Genomic DNA, 18,801 nt, shown 5'->3' with positions numbered 1-18,801 from the left:
GCCGGGGTCAGCGTGCGGCGGCGGCCACCGCGCCGTCCGCCTCCGCGGCGGCCCGCGCCGGGGCGTCGTGCAGCCCCAGGCGCAGGTGCTCGACGTGGAAGAGCGCCTGGTCGAGGAGTTCGGCCACGTGGTTGTCGTACAGCGCGTAGATCACCGAGCGGCCCCGTCGCTCACCGGTGACCAGGCCGAGGTTGCGCAGCAGTCGCAGCTGGTGGGAGCAGGCGGACTGCTCCATCCCGACCGCGTCGGCGAGCTCCGTCGCGGGGCAGGGGCCCTCCTGGAGGCGGGCCAGGATGCGGAGCCGGGACGGGGTGGCCAGGGCCTGGAGGGTGGACGCCACATCGCCGGCCCCCACCGCGTCGAGGCGCTCGCGCGCGGTGGCAGCGGTCTTCGCGTCAACTCCGTGGCCCATGCCCTCATCCTACGGAGATACATACATGAATGGGTGTTCATGTGATCCTGTATGGTGCGGAGGTCGAACCACTCCGCCCGCTCGCGTGAAGGATCGCGCTCATGTCTTCCACCCTCACCCGCCCGGCCGCGCCCGCCGGACCGGTCAGAACGAGGGGCGCCGGGCGGCGCACCCGGATCCTGGCCCTTCCGGAGGCCCGCTGGGCCGCGACCGCGCTGCTGCTGTTCCTGGCCGCGCTGCCCCTGCACCTGCTCGGCGCCCCGTGGTGGGCCTGGGGCCCGCTGTACGCGCTGACGTACATCGCCGGCGGCTGGGAGCCCGGCCTGGAAGGGCTGAGGGCGCTCAGGGAGAAGACCCTCGACGTCGACCTGCTGATGGTCGTCGCGGCGCTCGGAGCGGCGGCGATCGGCCAGGCACTGGACGGCGCGCTGCTGATCGTCATCTTCGCCACCTCGGGAGCCCTGGAGGCCTTCGCCACCGCGCGGACGGCGGATTCGGTGCGCGGACTGCTCGACCTCGCCCCCGCGAGGGCCACCCGGCTCGGCGCCGGGGGAGCCGAAGAGGCCGTGTCCACCGGGGAGTTGAGGGTCGGGGACGTGATCCTGGTGCGTCCCGGAGAACGTGTCGGGGCCGACGGCCGGGTCCTCGGCGGGGCGAGTGAGGTCGACCAGGCGACCATCACGGGTGAACCGCTGCCGGTGACCAAGGAGCCCGGCGACGAGGTCTTCGCGGGAACCCTGAACGGCACCGGGGCGCTGCGGGTGACCGTGGAGCGCGACCCGTCCGATTCGGTGATCGCCCGGATCGTGGCCATGGTCGAGGAGGCCTCCGGAACGAAGGCCCCCACCCAACTGTTCATCGAGAAGGTCGAACAGCGGTACTCGATCGGCATGGTGGCCGCCACTGTCGCCCTGTTCGCCGTGCCCCTGGCCTTCGGCGCGGCACTGCAGCCGACGCTGCTCCGGGCGATGACCTTCATGATCGTGGCATCGCCGTGCGCCGTGGTGCTGGCCACGATGCCGCCGCTGCTGTCCGCGATCGCCAACGCCGGACGGCACGGGGTCCTCATCAAGTCCGCCGTGGTGATGGAGCGCCTCGGCCGGATCGACGCCGTCGCGCTCGACAAGACCGGCACCCTGACCGAAGGCACCCCGCGGGTCACCGACATCCGTCCGCTCCGGTCCTCGGGCCTGACCGAGGACGCCCTGCTCATCCTGGCGGCTGCGGCCGAGCACCCCAGCGAACACCCCCTCGCCCGTGCCGTCACCGAGGCCGCTCGCACCCGGGGGCTCGTCCTGCCCCCGGCGGCGGACTTCACCTCCGCCCCGGGCACCGGCGTCACCGCCACCGTGGACGGCCGCACGGTCGCCGTCGGAAGCCCGGCGCGCCTGCTGGACGTCCGTCCCGGTACCGCCGGACCGGCCGCCGGACTCGCCGCGGGTCTGGAGGCGGACGGCCGTACCGCCGCACTCGTCCTACTCGACGGCACGCCCGTCGGCGTCCTGGGCATCGCGGACCGGCTGCGCACCGACGCCCGCGCCACCGTCGCCCGCCTCACCGGACTCACCGGCCGAACGCCGGTACTGGTCACCGGGGACAACCCGCGCGCCGCCGCCCGGCTGGGCGCCGAGGTCGGGATCGAGGACGTACGGGCCGGTCTGCTGCCGCGGGAGAAGGTGCACACGGTCAGAGGGATGGAGAGCGTCGGGCACAAGGTGCTCGTCGTCGGCGACGGTGTGAACGACGCCCCCGCGCTGGCCGCCGCCCACGTCGGCGTCGCCATGGGCAGGGCCGGCTCCGACCTCGCCCTGGAGACCGCCGACGCCGTCGTGGTCCGCGACGAACTCGCCACCGTCCCCACCGCCGTGGCGCTCTCGCGGCGGTGCCACCGCCTGGTCGTGCAGAACCTGGTGATCGCGGCGGTCTTCATCACCGGACTCGTCGTCTGGGACCTGGTCGGCACACTGCCGCTCCCGCTGGGCGTCGCCGGGCACGAGGGCTCCACCGTCATCGTCGGCCTCAATGGTCTGCGCCTGCTCCGCGACGCCGCCTGGACGCGCGCCGAGAGCCGTCACTGAGCCGGGTGCGGGCATCGCCGCGGCCGCTCGGCCCGCCCGCCGCCGATGCCCGCATGGTCTTCGTCGGCCCCGGGCGCACGTTCCGGGGCGCGGTGACCGGCAGGGCGAGCGGCAGGGGCGGGGCGTCGACGGACGGGAAACCCGGTGGGGGTATCGTCGGACGCGCACCGCAGGACCCGACGACCCGTACGACCGAGCAATTCGAGGCAGCCGTGGATCGCGGACGGACACGCACACCGGGAACGTCCCGGCCGCTGGTGCTCTGTGCCGTCCTGCTCGGGCTGTTCCTCATGCACGGGGCACCCGCGAGCGCCGCGGACGGCTGCCACGACACGATGGCCGTGACGGCGCCCGCACCGGGAGCCGCGCAGGTGGGCGCGGGACACATCGCCGTGCGGGGCGAGCACGGTCCCGCCCGGGCGGCGGACACGATGCCCGTGATGAACGGCGAGTCGTGCGTATTCACCCATGCCCGTGACCGGGTGCTGCCGCTCCTGATGGCGCTGGGCCTGGTGCTCCTCGCCGTCCGGGCGCTGACCGGGCGCCGTGCCGCCGTACGCGGTCCGGCCCGGCGGGGACCACCGTTCGCCGGAAGAGAGCTGCTGCTCCAGGTGTGCGTCGCGCGGACGTGACAGGCCTCCGCCGGTCCACGGCCCTCCGGGGCCGGACCGGTCGCGAACCTGCCCGTTTCGCGCGCCACGGACGTGGCGCAGCCACCTGGAAAGAACCTGTGATGTCCGCTTCCCGTTTCTCCGCCGCCCGTCGCCGCACCCTCGCGGCCGCCGGCACCGTCGCCGTCCTCGCGCTGGCACTGACCGCCTGCGGCTCCTCCGACGGCTCGAAGTCCGACGGATCGTCCATGCCCGACATGGACCACGGCTCGGCGGGTGCCTCCGCACCGGCCACCCCCGGCGGCAAGTTCAATGACGCCGACGTGAAGTTCGCACAGCAGATGATCCCGCACCACCAGCAGGCCATCGAGATGGCGAAGCTGGCCGACGGCCGCGCCGCCGACCCCGAGATCAAGAAGCTGGCCACCGCGATCGAGAAGGCCCAGGACCCCGAGATCAACACGATGAAGGGCTGGCTGACGTCGTGGGGCAAGCCGCTGCCCTCGTCCTCGATGGGTGACATGCCCGGGATGGACCACGGCTCGGACGGTTCGGGGATGCCCGGAATGATGTCCGGCAAGGACATGGACGATCTGGCCGCCGCCAAGGGCGGGGACTTCGACAAGAAGTTCGCCCAGCTCATGATCGGGCACCACCAGGGCGCCGTCACCATGGCCGAGGACGAGCAGAAGAACGGCGGCAACGCCGATGCGAAGAAGCTCGCCGGTGCCGTCGTCACGGCCCAGACCGCCGAGATCGAGCAGATGAACAAGATCATCGACAGGCTCTGATCCCGGCAGGGGTGCGGGCCCCGGCCGTCCGGCGGCCCGCACCCCCTTCTCCCGGCCCACCCACCTCCACGTGGTCCGGCCGGTACGGGAAGCGCCTCGCCGCCGACCGTCAGACGGCGGCCTCCGGCGCCGTGAGCAGCTCGGCCACCTCCTCCGCGCTCGTCTCCCGCAACTCCTCGTCGACCAGCAGCCACCTGGTGATGCCGGCCGATCCGAGGAAGGCCAGATCGTGACTGGCGATCAGCAGCGCGCCCTCGTAGGAGTCGAGCGCACCGGTCAGCTGACGCACACTGGCGATGTCCAGGTTGTTGGTCGGCTCGTCCATCATCAGCAGCTGCGGGGCCGGTGCGGCGAGCATCGTCGCCGCGAGGGCGGCCCGGAAGCGCTCCCCGCCCGACAGGGTGCCCGCAGGCTGCTCCGCGCGTTTGCCCTGGAACAGGAAACGGGCGAGCTGGGCGCGGATGTGGTTGTCGGTGACCCCGGGCGCCGTCCGGGCCACGTTCGCCGCGACGCTCAGTTCCTCGTCCAGCACATCGAGCCGCTGCGGAAGGAACCGCACCGGTACGAAGGTCCTGGCCTCGCCGGACAGCGGGGCCAGCTCACCGGTGAGGGTGCGCAGCAGAGTCGTCTTCCCGGCGCCGTTCCGACCGACGAGCGCGATCCGCTCGGGCCCGTTCACCTGGAGGCTGCCCTCGCGCAGCCTGCCGAAGCGGGGACGCAGGCCGTGCAGGCTCAGCACGGTGCGTCCGGTGGGCACCGCCGTGTGCGGGAGGCTCACGCGGATCTCGGCGTCGTCGCGGACCGCGGCGGCGGCCTCCTCCCGGCGTTCGCGTGCCTCACCGAGCCGTTCCTCGTGGACGCCGCGGAGCCTGCCCGCCGACTCCTGCGCCGACCGCTTCCGGCGGCCGGCCAGGATCTTGGGCAGGCCGCCCTCGGTCTCCGCCTTGCGGCCGTTCTTCTGACGCCGGGCCAGTTTCAGGTGGGTCTCCTCCAGTTCGCGCTTCTGGCGGCGCACATCGGCCTCGGCGGCCCGCAGCATCCGCCCGGCGGCCTCCTGCCCGGCGGCCACGGCCTCCTCGTACGCAGACCAGCCACCGCCGTACCAGTTCACCGAGCCGGTGCGCAGTTCGGCGATGCGGTCCACACGCTCCAGCAGTTCGCGGTCATGGCTGACCACGACCAGTACCCCCGAGCGCCAGGAGTCGACGGCCTCGTAGAGCCTGCGGCGGGCGAGCACATCGAGGTTGTTGGTGGGCTCGTCCAGGAGCAGGACGTCGGGGCGCTCCAGCAGCAGCGCGGCCAGTCTCAGCAGGACGGTCTCCCCGCCGGACAACTGGCCCACGGTGCGGTCGAGTTCGATGCCGCCGAGGCCGAGCGAGCCCAGTGTCGCCAGGGCCCGTTCCTCGACGTCCCAGTCGTCGCCGATCGTCTCGAAGTGCTTCTCGTCGACGTCCCCGGCCTCGACGGCGCGCAGCGCCTCGCGCCGCTCGGCGATGCCCAGGGCCCGGTCCACCCGCAGTGTCGTGTCGAGGGTGATGTTCTGCGGAAGGTGGGCGAGGCTGCCACCGACGGTCACCGACCCCTGGGACGGGTGCAGTTGGCCGGCGAACAGTCGCAGGAGTGTGGACTTGCCCGCGCCGTTGTTGCCGACGAGGCCGACGCGTCCCCGGCCGATGCTGAGCGAGAGCCCGTCGAGGACGGTGGTGCCGTCCGGCCACCGGAAGGTCAGGGCGGAGCAGGTGAGAGAGGCATGAGGGGTGGTGGGAGTCGCCATGGTGTTCCTCGCATTCGCAAGCGCGGTGAAGGGGGCTTCGTATGCGAGCACCACGCAGCGACCGGGCCATGGGAAGAGGTGCGGCGGTCCTGAAGATCGGGGGACGGCTCAGGCACCGAGGTCGCATCCACGCGGGGTCACGGGCAGCGCGAAGCACTGCTACGGCGTGACGGGCGTACGGGCAAAGCCGTACGGCGCGATGTTCGCGAACCTCAGATGCGCAACGTCCACCTCAATCGGAGACAACAGGACCTCAGAACTGTAAACGACGGGGTGACGGAAGGGCAATGTCATTGGGTCCCGGAGCGGGCGCCGGAAGGTGCGGGCGAAATGCCCGCATTTGTGAATTCGTGGCGCGAGTCACGTCCGGCCCACCGGATACCGCCCCGCGCGGTTCGGTTCCCTTTCCGCACAAGGGGAGTGGTTCGCGCGGTGTGAGGTGGATTACCGAAATTCCCGTTACTCGATCTTGTGGGTGAATTGCATTCGGAAATTGGGGTCTTGTCCGCTTCGGTTCTTCTCGCTTACGGTCACCGTCAATCCGGACGGAACGCCGAATCCTGCCGCTGTCCGGCAATCCGACCACTCGTGTACGGCAGGAGCGGGGAACCCAGGTAAGCCGCCGGTCCGGAATCCGGAACGGCTCGGGGTGAAGCCACGCAGATGCGCGGCCAGGCATCTCCAGCCTGAACCCGACAGCTCACCTCGCAGGCGACGGAGAGGAATCCACCATGCCCGCAACGGGTACGTACCGTCGTCGCAGGTCCACCACGCTGACCCGCGGTTTCATCGCCGTGGGCACGGGCGCGGCCGCCCTGCTCCTCCCCCTGCTCGGCGCCCACACCGCCTCGGCGGCCCCGGCGCGGCCCGCCGCCGTCACCGCTCCCGCCGCGTCGTCCGCGACGTACACGAACGATCTGGACGGCTGGATCAAGGAGTCGCTGGCCGTGATGGCCGAGCACGGCATTCCCGGCAGCTACGAGGGCATCCACCGCAACGTCATGCGCGAGTCCTCCGGAAACCCCCGGGCGATCAACAACTGGGACTCGAACGCCGCCGCCGGGACGCCGTCCAAGGGCCTCCTCCAGGTCATCGAGCCGACGTTCCGGGCCTACCACGTGCCCGGGACCGCGATGGACAGCTACGACCCGGTCGCCAACATCACGGCCGCGTGCAACTACGCGGCCGCCAAGTACGGTTCCATCGACAACGTCTTCGGGGCCTACTGAGGCGACCGGACCACCGCCCGGCCGGGCCCGTCCCGAGGTCGGCCCAGCCGCGGCGGTGTCCAGTCGGCATGGCGCAGGACCGCGCGGACGGTGACCCGGGACGGCGCGAGCCGCAGCGCCGTATTGCGCAGGGCGACGGCCACCGGACGGGACAGCTGCTGCCCCATCCGGCCGGCCTGCCGGGCGGCCCGCGCGACCGACTGGCTGCGGGGCCGGCGCTCGGCGTCGTAGCGGACGAGCGCCGACTCGACGCCGGCCCCGCCGGAGAGCGCGGCGGCCAGTGTCGCCGCGTCCTCCAGTGCCTGACAGGCCCCCTGGCCGAGATTCGGGGTCATGGCGTGCGCGGCGTCGCCGAGCAGCGCGATCCGGCCGACCGCGTACGAAGGGAGCGGAGTCACCAGCTCGTTGATGTCGTGATGCAGTACGGCATCGGTCCGGGTCGCTGCCAGCAGGGCGGGAATGGGGTCGTGCCAGCCGCCGAACCGGCGGCGCACCTCACCCAGCGGATCAGGGTGCCGGACCCCGGCGGGCGCGTTGAGTACCGCGTGCCACTCGGCCCGGCCGTCGGCGAACGCGATGTGGCCGAACTCGGCCCCCCGTCCCCAGGTCAGCTCGAAGTCGGTACGCAGATCGACGGGCGTCTTGGTGATGGCGCGCAGCACCGTCGAGCCGCTGTAGGCGGGACCGGGGTGCCCCGGGAAGAGCTGGGTGCGCAGCCTGCTGCCGATTCCGTCGGCGGCCACCACCAGATCCGCCTCCAGCGCGGTGTCGCCCGCGGTCAGGCGCACCCGCGAGGCGTCGGACCGGTCGACGGACGTCACTTCGGCCCCGATGAGCAGGGATTCGGGCGGCAGGGCCGCGCGCAGCAGCCGGTGCAGCCCGGACCGGGGGATGCCCACGATCGGCGTCCCCAGCTCGCGTTCCAGCGCGGCTCCGTCCATGCGGGCCAGCAGACGGCCGTCCGGGGTGCGGGTGCCGCCGGTGTACTGGGGCCGGGCGGCCGCGCGCACCGCCGCGCCGACACCGAGGACGTCCAGCGCGCGCAAGCCGTTCGCGTGCAGGGAGATGCCCGCGCCCGCGTCGTCGGGAGTGCGGGCGCGTTCGACGACCGTCACCTCCCAGCCGACGAGCCGCAGCCCGATCGCGGCGGCCAGTCCGCCGATGCCACCGCCGACGACCACCGCGTTGTTGCCCATGCCCGGTCCCCTCCCATGCCCCGTCACAACCTTCTACAGCTGTAGAAGGAGCGTACTACCCCTTCTCTACAGGTGTAGAAAGGGGTGGTGACCACAGACCGACGGACCGTCCTCGCCGATGCCGCCATCCATGTGCTGGCCGAGGAGGGGATGCGGGGCCTGACCCACCGGGCCGTGGACCGGGCGGCGGCCCTGCCGCCCGGCACCACCTCGGCGTACTTCCGCACCCGTCAGGCGCTGCTCACCGCGCTCGTCCGACGGCTCGTGGCACAGGACCAGGCGGAATTGCAGGCGGCCGGCGAGCAGGCGCGGGTGCCGCGCGCCGCCGCCGAACTGACGGACGGGCTGGCCGGGTTCGTCGAACGGCGGCTGACCGGCGAGGGGCGGCAACGGTCGCTCGCCCGCTACGCCTGCGCGGTCGAGAGCGTGCGCCACCCGGAACTGCGCGAGATTCTCGTACCGCGGCAGAACGCGGCCCGTGCGGCGGTGCGGGCGTTCCTGCACGCACAGGGCGTCGCCGACGCCGAGGGCCGCACGCTCACACTGCTGGCCTGCGTGGACGGACTCGTCTTCGACCGGCTGGTGGGCGGCGGGGGAGCCGTACTCAGGGAGGAGATCGCGGGTCTGGTCGCCGCGGCGCTCCGCGACCCCGGTGGGGAAGCCGCCGGGTGATCCGGGCCGGCGTCACTCCGGGGCGGGTTCCGCCGCGTGGTCCGGCTCGGAGCGGGGCAGTACGGGCACGGTCGCCGCAGCCCCGTCCCGGACCGACCGCACCACCGCGTCGTGCAGTCGGCGGCTCTCCTCCTCCGAACGGCACGGCACCGGGCTGCCCGACATGGTGAACCAGTCGATCGCACCCGTGTACTGCACAGTGACCTGGGCCGTGTCGTCCGCCCAGGTCGTGTGAACGGTCAGGTCCCCGGAAAGCACACCGACCTCGTCCGTGAGCACGCCACCGCGCCCCGAGAACACCCCGCAAGTCGTCCACGACGCCCAAGCCATGACTCCAGGCTGGCACCAAGACCGCGGATCCGCGACCCGCGGGTCCGGTGCCCGGACCGCACCCCGGCCGCTCCGCCCGCCCAGGGAGTCGCTCCACCCTTCCGGATGCTGGAAATGGGGGAAACTTTCCCACCGGCCGGGCTGCGGTTCCCGCACCACCCGATCCCCGGACATTGACGCGCTGTTAGCGGAAAATCGTCGAATTTCCCCGCCTGGACAACGAATTCCGAAGGTGAACACCTCTTGACCTGCGGAACGCGTCGGGATTGCATGTCGCGCTGGGAGCGCCGAAACCACTCACCACGTCCTCGTCTGGAGGCGATACCGCTCCCGTGCTCGGACACCGCACCTGTTGATCGGAACCGCACGATGACCGAAACGCTCAGCGCTCCCCAGGCGCTCGCACCAGCGACCGGCCCCACTCCACAGAAGCTCAAGCGTTCCATCGGCGTCGTGGGCGGAACACTGCTCACGCTGTCCTGCGTGACGCCCGCCTCGACCCTCTTCGTGGTCGTACCGGACCTGTTCTCCAGCCTCGGCACGTACACCGCCCTCACCATCGCCATCGGCTCGCTGCTCTGCATCGCGGTCGCCTTCTGCTACTCGGAGCTGGGCACGCTCATTCCGAGTGCCGGCGGTGAGTACGCCATGGTGTCGACGATGGCGGGGCGGCTCGCCGGGTGGCTCGTCTTCGTGCTCTCACTGCTGGTCGTGATGATCGTGCCCCCGGTCATCGCCATGGGAACGGCCGACTACCTCGCCCCCATCGTGCACATTCCGGCCTCCGTCGCGGGCGCCGGCGTGATGGTGCTCGCCACCCTGGCCGGTCTGCTGGACCTGCGCGCCAACGCGTGGATCACCGGCATCTTCCTCGTCCTCGAAGTGATCGCGGCCGCCGTCGTCGCCGTGCTCGGCTTCGCCCACTCCGAGCGCGGCGCCTCGGCCCTGGTGCACGGCACGGTCGCCTCGCCGGGCGGCGGGAGCTCGACCGTCACCGCGATGATGGTGGTCTCCGGGCTCGCCATCGCGCTCTTCATCACCCAGGGCTTCTCCACCGCCGTCTACCTCTCGGAGGAGCTGGAGAACCCGCGGCGCAACGTGGCCCGTACCGTGCTCGCCACCCTCGCCATCTCCACCGCGGTCATCCTCGTCCCGGTCATCGCCATCACACTCGGCGCCCCCGACCTGGCGGCCCTGACCTCGGGCGACCTCAACACCATGGTCGCCGCCTGGTCCAACTCGGCGGTCGGCACCTTCGTCAGCCTCTGCGTCGCCCTCGCGATCATCAACGCCGGCATCGTGATGGTCATCCAGAACTCGCGGGTACTGTTCGCCTCCGCCCGTGACAAGGCCTGGCCCGGACCGGTCAACAACGCCCTGTCCCGACTCGGCCGCTTCGGCTCCCCGTGGGTCGCGACCCTGGTCGTCGGCGTCCCCGGCGCCGCGCTCTGCTTCGTCAACCTCGACACCCTGTACGGCGTCACCGGCGTCTCCGTCACCGCGATGTACCTGCTGGTCGCCGTCGCCGCGCTGCTCTGCCGCCGCGGCGCCCACCGCGAGGCGCCGGCCTGGCGCATGCCGCTGTGGCCCGCGATCCCGGTGCTGCTGATCGCCGTGCTGGCGTACATCCTCACCCAGCAGGAGACCGAGTACCTGCTGTGGACCGGCGGGATCACCGCGGTCGCCACGCTCTACTGGGCGTTCTACCTGCGGCCCCGCAAGGAGACCCGCTGGCTGGTCAGCATCCCGGAGGACGCGCAGTCCTGACCCGGACGTGTTCCGTGCCGTGCCCGGCCCGTCGGCGGTGACCCTCCGCGGGCGGGCCGGGCACCTGCCGTTCCGCGCCCGGTCGCCCGACCGGCCGCCGTACCGGCCCGACGACGGGCGGACCCGCCCCCGGCTCCCGCACAGTGGAGTGAGGGCAGTCCGTCGTCGGAACACGGGGAGTCGGAGCGGGATGAGTGTGGAACGGGTCGGAGTCGTCGTGCACCAGGGCCGTCCCGAGGCCCTCGTCGCGGCGGGCGTCGTACGCGACTGGTGTGCCCGCGAAGGCATTCCGTGCACCGACATCGACGTGTGGCGCGACGACGCACGCAGGCGCGGCGGGCGCGAGGAGGCCGATGTCGCGGGCAACCCCGATCTCATCGTGACCCTCGGCGGCGACGGGACGTTCCTGCGCGGCGCCCGGATCGCCGCCAAGAACGACGGCGCCGTTCTCGGGATCGACCTGGGCCGCGTCGGCTTCCTCACCGAGGTCCCGGCGAAGGACGTGGTCCGGGCGCTCGACGCCGTCCATCGGGGCCGTGCGGCGGTCGAGGAACGCATGACCCTGACCATGCGCGCCTCCCGCGTGCTCGAAGTGCCCAAGGACATCGACGCTCTGATGGGCTACGGACGGCGCCCGATGCTGCCGCCCCCGCACGTCGACCCCGACGCGGAGGCCGCGGCGGAGGACTGGGGCGTGGCACTGGACATCACCGCGCTCAACGACGTCGTCGTGGAGAAGCTCGCCCGCGACCGGCAGGTGAGCCTCGGCGTGTACATCGGCGGGCGGCTCCTCGCCTCGTACTCGGCCGACGCGGTCATCATGGCCACCCCCACGGGCTCGACCGCCTACAGCTTCGCCGCGGGCGGACCGGTGGTCTCGCCACGCATGGACGCCGTCCTGTTCACCCCCGTGGCGGCACACATGACCTTCGACCGCACCGTGATCGCCGCGGCCGACGAACCGATCGCCGTACGGGTCCTGCCGCACTCGGGCCAGGGCGCGGTGACCATCGACGGCCAGCTGCGCGGCGTGCTCGACGCCGGGGACTGGGTCGGGGTGTACGCGGCACCGCACCGCCTCCGGGTCATCAGGCTCGGCCCGCACGACTTCTACGGACGGCTGCGCACCCGCCTCCGCCTCACCGACGCCCCCGCCACGGCGGCCGACGGGGCGAGCGCACCCCTCTTCCGCCCCGACGGACCGGTCCCGCACGACCTGGCCCACCTCCACCTCACCCCGGCGGACCGGGACGAGGCCGAAGACGCCCCACCGGGCGGGATCCGGGGGGCACCCGGATCCCGCCCGTGAACCCGGGCCGCAGGACCGAACTCCCCACGCCGAAGCCCCCGACGAAGGAACTCCCATGCCCGGCAGCCCCGATCACCCCGCGTTCACCACGGTGACGGTCCCCGACACCGAACTGGCTTCGGCCGCGACCCAGTTGGTGCGGGACACCACCGACGACCTGATCTACCACCACTCCCGCCGCGTCTACTACTTCGGCGGCCTCCAGGGACGCAACGGCGGACTGAGCTTCGACCCGGAACTGCTCTACGTCGCGGCCATGTTCCACGATCTCGGCCTCAACGAGGAGTTCCGGGCCAGCGGCCGCCGGTTCGAGGTGGACGGCGCCGACGAGGCAAGGCGCTTCCTGCAGAGCCGCGGCGTACCCGAGGACAGCATCCGCCGGGTCTGGACGGCGATCGCGCTCCACACGACGCCGGGCATCCCGTCGTTCATGGAGCCCGAGGTCGCACTCGTGACGGCCGGCGTGGAGTACGACGTACTGGGCATCGGGTACGAGGACATCAGCGACGCGGACCGGGAGGCGGTCGTCGCCCTCCACCCCCGCCCCGACTTCAAGCGCCGCATCCTCAAGGCCTTCACCGAAGGCATCGAACCCAAGCCGGCCACCACCTTCGGCAATGTGAAGGCCGACGTCCTGGAGCGTTACGTGCCCGGGTTCGAGCGGGGCGACTTCGTGGACACCATCCTGGACTCCGCCTGGCCGGAATGAGATTCCGGCGCCCGCCCGCGGCGGCGAGGAGGAGCGCGCCCGACCCCGCGGTGCCCCGGCCCAAGCCCTGGTGGAGCAGGCCCCCGTCGTTATAGTTGGCACGTACAGGAAAGTGACTGTGCAGGGACGCCCGGTGCGCCACGGTCCGCTCCCGCGACCCCGGAGACACCCCGGTCACGCGGACGGCCCGGCGGCCGAACGGCTCCGCGCCCGCTGCCCGTTCCTCCACCGTCCACGGAAAGGGCGTGCGATGCCGGCCGTCCTCGTACTGCTGCTCGCCGGAACCTGGCTGCTCTCCGGCGCCCTGGTCACCGGGACCGATCCGCTGATCGTCGCAGTGGGCCGCACCGCCGTGTGCTGCCTGGTCCTCACCGCCGTCGCCGCCGCCACCGCGGAGGGCCGGGCCGACCTGCGCCGGGCCGCCGCCCGGCCGGGCACCGTATGGCTGCTGGGGCTGCTCGGCTTCGCCGGGTACGCGGCGGGAACCCTCCTCGCCATCCCGCGCATCGGGACCTCGCTCACCAATCTCGTCGTCGCGCTGATGCCCTGCGCCTCGGTGGCCGTGGGCGCGTTGTTCTTCGGCGAACGGTCCGGCCCGCGCAAGGTGGCCGGGGCGGTGCTCGCCTGCGCCGCGGCCGTCGGATACGCGGCACTCGGCGCGGACGCGGGCGACGCCGACGGGGTGGGGCTGCTCCTCGTGGCGGCGGCGACCGTGGCCTTCGCCGGATACGGCTTCCTGTACCGGCAACGGCTGTCGGGGCTGCCGCCCCTCGCCGTGCTGCCCGTACTGCTCGCGGCCGCCACCTGTCTGCTGCTCCCGATGGCGCTGCCCGCGCTGATCTCCCGCCCCCCGAGCCCTGCCGCGATCGGCGGAACGGTCGTGCTCGGCGCAGCCGTGTACGCGCCCGCCTACCTCGTGCAGCACCGGCTCATCCTGCTGCGCGGACCGGTCTTCACGGCCGCCGTGCAACTGGCCGTTCCCTTCACCGTGCGACTGGGCGACTGGGCGCTCGGCACCGCGCCCGCCCCCTCCACGGCGGAACTGCTGCTTCTCGCCGTGTGCTGCGGGGGCATCGCCCTGGTCACCGTCCAGCCGGCCGCCCGGCTCGCCGCCGCCGAGTGAGCGCGGGAGCACCGCCGGGCGGACCGGCTCAGCCCTCCGGCCGCGGCCCGGCCGTCGTCGCGCCGACCACCAGCGTGCACGGGTGGGCGTGCGTCCCGGGAGCCTCGCGCCCGTCGGCCACCTGAGCGGCGGCGGCGGCGCCCAGCGCGGCCAACCCGGTGTCCACCGTGGTCAGATGGCGGGTGCGCTGGCCGCTGATCACGTACTCCCAGTTGTCCACACCGACCAGCGCGACATCGTCCGGCACCCGCCTTCCCGACTGCCGCAGGACGGACTCCGCGCCCAGCGCTATCTGGTCGTTGCCGCAGAACACGGCGTCGAACCGGGCGCCGGACCCGATCAGGCGGCGACAGGCGGCGACCCCCCAGGCCCGGCTCCAGTCACCCCGGAGTGTGTCGGCCGCGGGCGGCAGACCGGCATCGGCGAGCGTGGCCAGCAGCCCCTGCTCACGCCCCGACGTGGCGGTGTCGGCGGCGTCGCCGGTGATGTGCGCGATGCGGCGCCTGCCCAGCGACAGCAGATGCTCGCCCGCCAGCCTCCCGGCCATCAGGCTGTCGGGGACGTGGCAGGAGTCGTCCTCCCGGTCGGTGAGCCCGTAGGCGTAGGCGACCGGGACGGAGAACTCGGCTGTGACGGAGCGGATTTCGGCCCGGAGGCCGTCGCCGAGGACCAGCAGCCCGTCCACGCGCCGGGCCAGCAGCCTGCGGACACTCTCGGCCATCGTGTCCGGGTCGAAACCGGTGTCGTAGAGCAGACATGCCTGCTCCCGGCCGCCCAGGTGGGTGACCGCCCCGACCAGCACCGGCTCGGTGAACGCTCCCCGGGCGTTCTGGGCGAGGATGCCGATCGTCCGGCTCCGCCCCGACGCGAAGGACTGGGCCAGGGCGTTGGGGCGGAAGTCGAGTCTGCGCGCGGCCTCCGCGATGCGCGATCTGGTCGCCGTCGAGACCCGGCCGCCGCCGTTCAACGCCCTTGACGCCGTGGAGAGCGAAACCCCGGCGACCGCCGCGACATCGCTCAGTGTGACCCTGCCCCGTTCCGTCATGGCCTCAGCCTAGCCATGGTGCGCAACTGCTTGTGCAATTCCGGTGGTTCCTGTGTGAACCCTTGACAGGCTTTGTTCGTGGGACCAGTCTGTGCCGCGCTTGAGCAAGCGGTTGCGCAACGGCCCGGAGGCGCCCCGGGGCCGGTCCGGAAAGGCTCTTCGCGGTGACCCGCGCGCAGTACTCCGCGCAGCACCCCCGCGCCCGATGATCAGGGAGTTTCACGCCATGCGACATCGACCACGCAGACGCCTGTCCCGAGCGGCGGTGGCCTTCTCCACGCTGCTCGGCCTGCTGGCCTTCGGCCCGGCCGCCGCCTCCGCGGAGCAATCCGGATCCGCCGCCGCGGACCGCGACGGCGTCGCAACCGCCGTGCTCGGAAAGACACTTGAGGCCAGGAACGTCACCATCGACGCGTCCCCCGGCAGCGACGAGGCGAGCGCCAACGCCAACACGTACGGCGGCCGGGACTGCTGGGAGATCGGCCCCGGCCGCCCCAGCCAGTACCTGTACGTCACTCTGGACGCCCGCCTCAAGCACGAGGGGGCGAACCACGCGGCCGTCGACATCGACTACTTCGACGCGCCAGGGACCAAGTTCGCGCTGGTCTACGACGCGGGCGCCAATCCGTGGCGCACCTCGCGGATCGTGCGGACGACCGGCACCAACACCTGGAAGACCGCGCACTTCTACATCCCGGACGGGGCGTTCGCCGGCGGGCAGTACGGGCGGGACATGCGCATCGCCACCTGGGCGCAGGACATGGGGACCAGCGAGAAGCCGGTCTGCTTCGCCCGGTACGCCTTCGAGCCGTCCCCGGTCGACACCGACGACGTACAGGTCGATGTGACGACCCCCGGCAACCTCTTCGACCCGGGCGAGCGGGCCACCTTCGGGGTCCTGTCCGCCCGCGACCGCTCCGTGCCCTGGAGCGTCCGCGACTACCGGGGCCGCACCGTGCGACAGGGCGCCGCCGTCATCGACCCGGTCACCCGCGAAGGCGCCGTGGACGCGGGTGAACTACCGCTGGGCTACTACACGTTGACGCTTCGCGGAACCGCAGCGGACGGGGCCCCGGTCGCCCGCGCCGCCGGTTTCGCGGTGCAGCACCCCGGCCCCGACCCGAAGCGCACCACCGACTCCTTCTTCGGCGTCAACCACCACCACCGCTCCGCCCCCGGCGAAGCCTGGGACGACAGCACGAAGCTCGCCGCCCGCGCCGGGGCCGACGCACTGCGCGTCGACTCCGTCTACTGGAGCAGCATCGAACACCCCAAGGGCGAGTACCAGTGGCCCGAGGCCAGTGAACGCGTCACCGCGGACTTCGGGGCGCGCGGCCAGAACGGCCTGATGCTGCTGGGCTTCGGCAACCTGGACTACGGCAACATCCCGAGCACCGACGAGGCGTACCAGGCGTTCGGGAAGTACTCCGGACAGGTCGCGGCGAAGGCGGGCGGCCGGATCGAATCGCTGGAGGTCTGGAACGAGTACTACGGAGGTTTCTCCAACGGAGAGTGCTCGCAGAGTGCGAAGTGCTACGCCAGGATGCTGGCCGCCGCGTACTCGGGGGTCAAGGCCGCCGACCCGAAGATCACCGTGGTCGGTGCCTCGTCGTTCAAGGTGCCACTGGACTGGTTCGAGGAGCTGTTCAAGCTCGGCGGACTCAAGCACATGGACGCGATCTCCATCCACCCCTACCGCGCCCCGGGCGATCCCGAGGGCGTCGAACTCGACATCGCGGGCCTCAAGAAGCTGATGCGTCAGTACAACGGGGGCAGGGAACTGCCCATCTGGATCACCGAGCAGGGCTGGACCTCCGCCGACCGGGACGGCATCGGCGTCGACGAGCAGACCCAGGCACAGGCCACCGCGCGCGCCCTGCTCGCGGCCAAGGCCGCGGGTGTCGCCCGCTACTACTGGTACGACCTGATCAACGACGGCAACGGCCCGAGCAACGGGGAACACAACTTCGGGCTGCTGCGCAAGACGGGCCCGGAGGCCAACGGCCTCAACCCCAAGCCCGCCTACCTCGCCTACTCCACCACCGCCCGTGAACTCACCGAGGCACGGTTCACCGGTCGGCTCCGCACCGGTGATCCCGGCCTGCACGCCTACACCTTCAGGTCCGCGGCCGGCTCGCCCGGCGGCGGCGCCGTGACCACGGCCCTGTGGAGCAGCGACCGCACCGGCAAGCCGGTCCGGGTACGGACCCAGAAGCCGGTCACCGTGGTGGACATGCTCGGCGGGGAGCGGGTCCTGGAGCCGGTGGACGGCTGGGTGCACCTCACGGCGACCGGCGCCCCGGTCTATCTGCGAGCCGCGGTGGACAAGGTCGAGGAATCACCGCTGCTGTCGCTGTCCGCGCCACGGGACATCGCGGCCGGCGCGGAGATTCCGGTGACCGCCACACTCGACAACCGGGCCACCGGCCACGGGACGTCCGCACACCGACGCACCGCGGTCTTCGACGTCGAGGGCGAGCGGGTCACCGTCTCCGCGGCCCCCGGCCGGCGGGCGAGTGCCGTGCTGAGAGTCCCGGCCGGTGGCACCCCGGGCAACCGTGGTCTGGCCGCGGCGGTCACTCTCGACGGGAAGCGGGCCGGTGCGGTAGCGACCGGCACCCGGGTGACGGCGGAACCGGTGACGGTCGATGTGTCCCCGGAGATGTCGGTGAAGGGCGCCACCCGCACCGACCGGCTCGCGGTGTCCGTCACCAACCACTCACCGGACGCGCCGGCCAGGGTGACCGGCATCGACTGGTCCTTCGGAGACCTCACCGGGACGATCGCGGGCCGGGGCATCGGCGATGGCGGCACGGTTCCGCCGCTCGCCACCCGCACCTTCCGCACTTCCATCGACGGGGCGGCCGCCTACGCCGTCAAGCCCGTCGGGGTGACCGCCAGACTCGCGGACGGACGCACCGTGCGGGACAGCGACTCCTTCGGCTTCAGCCCGATCGCCAGGGCCACCCCGCACCTGGTGGACGGCAGACTCACCGGCCTGGGCGGCGTCCCGAAGGTGGACCTCTCCGAGGTCGGCTCGTACAGCGGTATCGAACCCGGAGTGGCCGATGGCGACATGTGGGCGACCTGGGACGACAAGAACCTCTACGTATCGGCGGTCGTCCGGGAGAAGGACCACCGGACGGCACAGAAGGTGGCCTGGCTGCCCGCCGGTGACAGCATCGGCATCGGGGTGCAGCCGGGCCGACCGGGGGAGGGGCTGGGGAGTTGGGGCGCCGACTGGTACATGCTCTACGCCGGTGACACCGTGACCGAGGGGCCGGGGGTCTTCGTCGAGTCCCTGCCGAAGGACTACCCGGTGGGGCCGGTTGCGGGCGCCGATGTCCGGGTGTCCCGCGACGAGGAGGCCGGCACCACGACCTACCTGGTCGCCGTGCCGTGGAAGCGGATCGCCCCGCTGTCGCCCGATGACCCCGCGTTCTCGCTGACCCTGACGGTCAACAAGAAGGACGGTGTGCAGCGGGACAACTACCGCTCGCTCGGTCTCGACGGATGGCAGACCTGGGGCGACGGGCTCAACAACTGGAAGCTGGTGCGCTACCAGCAGGTGCGGCTGACCCGCTGACCCTCGTACGCGCTGATCCGCCGCCGGGCCGGTGGGTGCCGCGAGACCCGGCACCCACCGGCCCGACGTCCCTGACGAGCATCACACCGACCCCCCCAGCAGCGAGAGGCGAACCACCATGACTCAGACCGTCCCCGGTGATCCGGCCGGCCCCCGGCGCCCGCGTCGA

Annotated in this window: 15 protein-coding genes and 1 riboswitch; of the genes, 10 read left to right on the top strand and 5 right to left on the bottom strand. The window is 72.3% G+C overall.

The window, feature by feature from the left end:
* Positions 1 to 7: 7 nt before the first annotated feature.
* The gene (locus ACGF8B_RS10135; protein ID WP_342280868.1) at positions 8 to 412 is read right to left on the bottom strand and encodes a metalloregulator ArsR/SmtB family transcription factor; all 405 of its coding nucleotides are present in this window, start codon (positions 410 to 412) and stop codon (positions 8 to 10) included.
* A 101-nt stretch (positions 413 to 513) separates the two neighbouring features.
* Here ACGF8B_RS10135 and ACGF8B_RS10130 point away from each other — a divergent pair, with 101 nt between their 5' ends.
* From ACGF8B_RS10130 to ACGF8B_RS10120, 3 genes are all read left to right on the top strand, one after another.
* Positions 514 to 2,490 (top strand): heavy metal translocating P-type ATPase, encoded by a 1,977-nt coding sequence (locus ACGF8B_RS10130; RefSeq protein ID WP_392736579.1) that lies wholly within the window; start codon positions 514 to 516, stop codon positions 2,488 to 2,490.
* A gap of 5 nt (positions 2,491 to 2,495) precedes the next feature.
* Positions 2,496 to 3,122: a hypothetical protein gene (locus tag ACGF8B_RS10125; protein WP_392736578.1), complete on the top strand. Its 627-nt coding sequence runs from the start codon at positions 2,496 to 2,498 to the stop codon at positions 3,120 to 3,122.
* 101 nt (positions 3,123 to 3,223) lie between these two features.
* Positions 3,224 to 3,892, top strand: coding sequence for a DUF305 domain-containing protein (locus ACGF8B_RS10120; protein WP_392736576.1), 669 nt, complete (start codon positions 3,224 to 3,226; stop codon positions 3,890 to 3,892).
* Between the two features lie 109 nt (positions 3,893 to 4,001).
* On the opposite strand, the gene ACGF8B_RS10115 is transcribed toward ACGF8B_RS10120, so the two are convergent.
* On the bottom strand, positions 4,002 to 5,666 hold the full coding sequence (locus tag ACGF8B_RS10115) for an ABC-F family ATP-binding cassette domain-containing protein (protein WP_392736574.1): 1,665 nt from the start codon (positions 5,664 to 5,666) through the stop codon (positions 4,002 to 4,004).
* A 541-nt stretch (positions 5,667 to 6,207) separates the two neighbouring features.
* A riboswitch (cyclic di-AMP (ydaO/yuaA leader) is annotated at positions 6,208 to 6,393 on the top strand.
* Between the two features lie 4 nt (positions 6,394 to 6,397).
* On the opposite strand from ACGF8B_RS10115, the gene ACGF8B_RS10110 reads away from it, so the two are divergent.
* A complete protein-coding gene (locus ACGF8B_RS10110; RefSeq protein WP_392736572.1) occupies positions 6,398 to 6,895 on the top strand; it encodes a transglycosylase SLT domain-containing protein in 498 nt (165 codons plus the stop codon).
* Here ACGF8B_RS10110 and ACGF8B_RS10105 read toward each other — a convergent pair.
* Positions 6,889 to 8,091: an FAD-dependent monooxygenase gene (locus ACGF8B_RS10105; protein WP_392736570.1), complete on the bottom strand. Its 1,203-nt coding sequence runs from the start codon at positions 8,089 to 8,091 to the stop codon at positions 6,889 to 6,891. The genes ACGF8B_RS10110 and ACGF8B_RS10105 overlap by 7 nt on opposite strands.
* An 87-nt stretch (positions 8,092 to 8,178) precedes the next feature.
* Here ACGF8B_RS10105 and ACGF8B_RS10100 point away from each other — a divergent pair, with 87 nt between their 5' ends.
* Positions 8,179 to 8,763, top strand: coding sequence for a TetR/AcrR family transcriptional regulator (locus tag ACGF8B_RS10100; RefSeq protein ID WP_392736568.1), 585 nt, complete (start codon positions 8,179 to 8,181; stop codon positions 8,761 to 8,763).
* 12 nt (positions 8,764 to 8,775) lie between these two features.
* Here ACGF8B_RS10100 and ACGF8B_RS10095 read toward each other — a convergent pair whose 3' ends face one another.
* Positions 8,776 to 9,093, bottom strand: coding sequence for a hypothetical protein (locus tag ACGF8B_RS10095; protein WP_392736566.1), 318 nt, complete (start codon positions 9,091 to 9,093; stop codon positions 8,776 to 8,778).
* Between the two features lie 369 nt (positions 9,094 to 9,462).
* Here ACGF8B_RS10095 and ACGF8B_RS10090 point away from each other — a divergent pair, with 369 nt between their 5' ends.
* From ACGF8B_RS10090 to ACGF8B_RS10075, 4 genes are all read left to right on the top strand, one after another.
* On the top strand, positions 9,463 to 10,860 hold the full coding sequence (locus tag ACGF8B_RS10090; RefSeq protein ID WP_392736564.1) for an APC family permease: 1,398 nt from the start codon (positions 9,463 to 9,465) through the stop codon (positions 10,858 to 10,860).
* Between the two features lie 190 nt (positions 10,861 to 11,050).
* On the top strand, positions 11,051 to 12,169 hold the full coding sequence (locus tag ACGF8B_RS10085; protein WP_392736563.1) for an NAD(+)/NADH kinase: 1,119 nt from the start codon (positions 11,051 to 11,053) through the stop codon (positions 12,167 to 12,169).
* Between the two features lie 55 nt (positions 12,170 to 12,224).
* Positions 12,225 to 12,878 carry an HD domain-containing protein gene (locus ACGF8B_RS10080; protein ID WP_392736561.1) on the top strand — a complete coding sequence of 218 codons (654 nt, stop codon included), beginning with the start codon at positions 12,225 to 12,227 and terminating at the stop codon, positions 12,876 to 12,878.
* 250 nt (positions 12,879 to 13,128) lie between these two features.
* Entirely contained in the window at positions 13,129 to 14,001 is an 873-nt protein-coding gene (locus tag ACGF8B_RS10075) for an EamA family transporter (RefSeq protein WP_392736560.1), read from the top strand.
* Between the two features lie 28 nt (positions 14,002 to 14,029).
* On the opposite strand, the gene ACGF8B_RS10070 is transcribed toward ACGF8B_RS10075, so the two are convergent.
* On the bottom strand, positions 14,030 to 15,046 hold the full coding sequence (locus ACGF8B_RS10070; protein WP_392736559.1) for a LacI family DNA-binding transcriptional regulator: 1,017 nt from the start codon (positions 15,044 to 15,046) through the stop codon (positions 14,030 to 14,032).
* A gap of 226 nt (positions 15,047 to 15,272) precedes the next feature.
* Here ACGF8B_RS10070 and ACGF8B_RS10065 point away from each other — a divergent pair, with 226 nt between their 5' ends.
* Positions 15,273 to 18,632: a glycosyl hydrolase gene (locus ACGF8B_RS10065; protein WP_392736558.1), complete on the top strand. Its 3,360-nt coding sequence runs from the start codon at positions 15,273 to 15,275 to the stop codon at positions 18,630 to 18,632.
* Positions 18,633 to 18,801: the final 169 nt, after the last annotated feature.

Origin of the sequence: Streptomyces sp. NPDC047917 (assembly GCF_043204345.1) — a bacterium.
Classification (GTDB): domain Bacteria; phylum Actinomycetota; class Actinomycetes; order Streptomycetales; family Streptomycetaceae; genus Streptomyces; species Streptomyces sanglieri.
The sequence above is the reverse complement of the archived record's forward strand: the minus strand, read 5'-3'. Positions and strand labels throughout refer to the sequence as shown.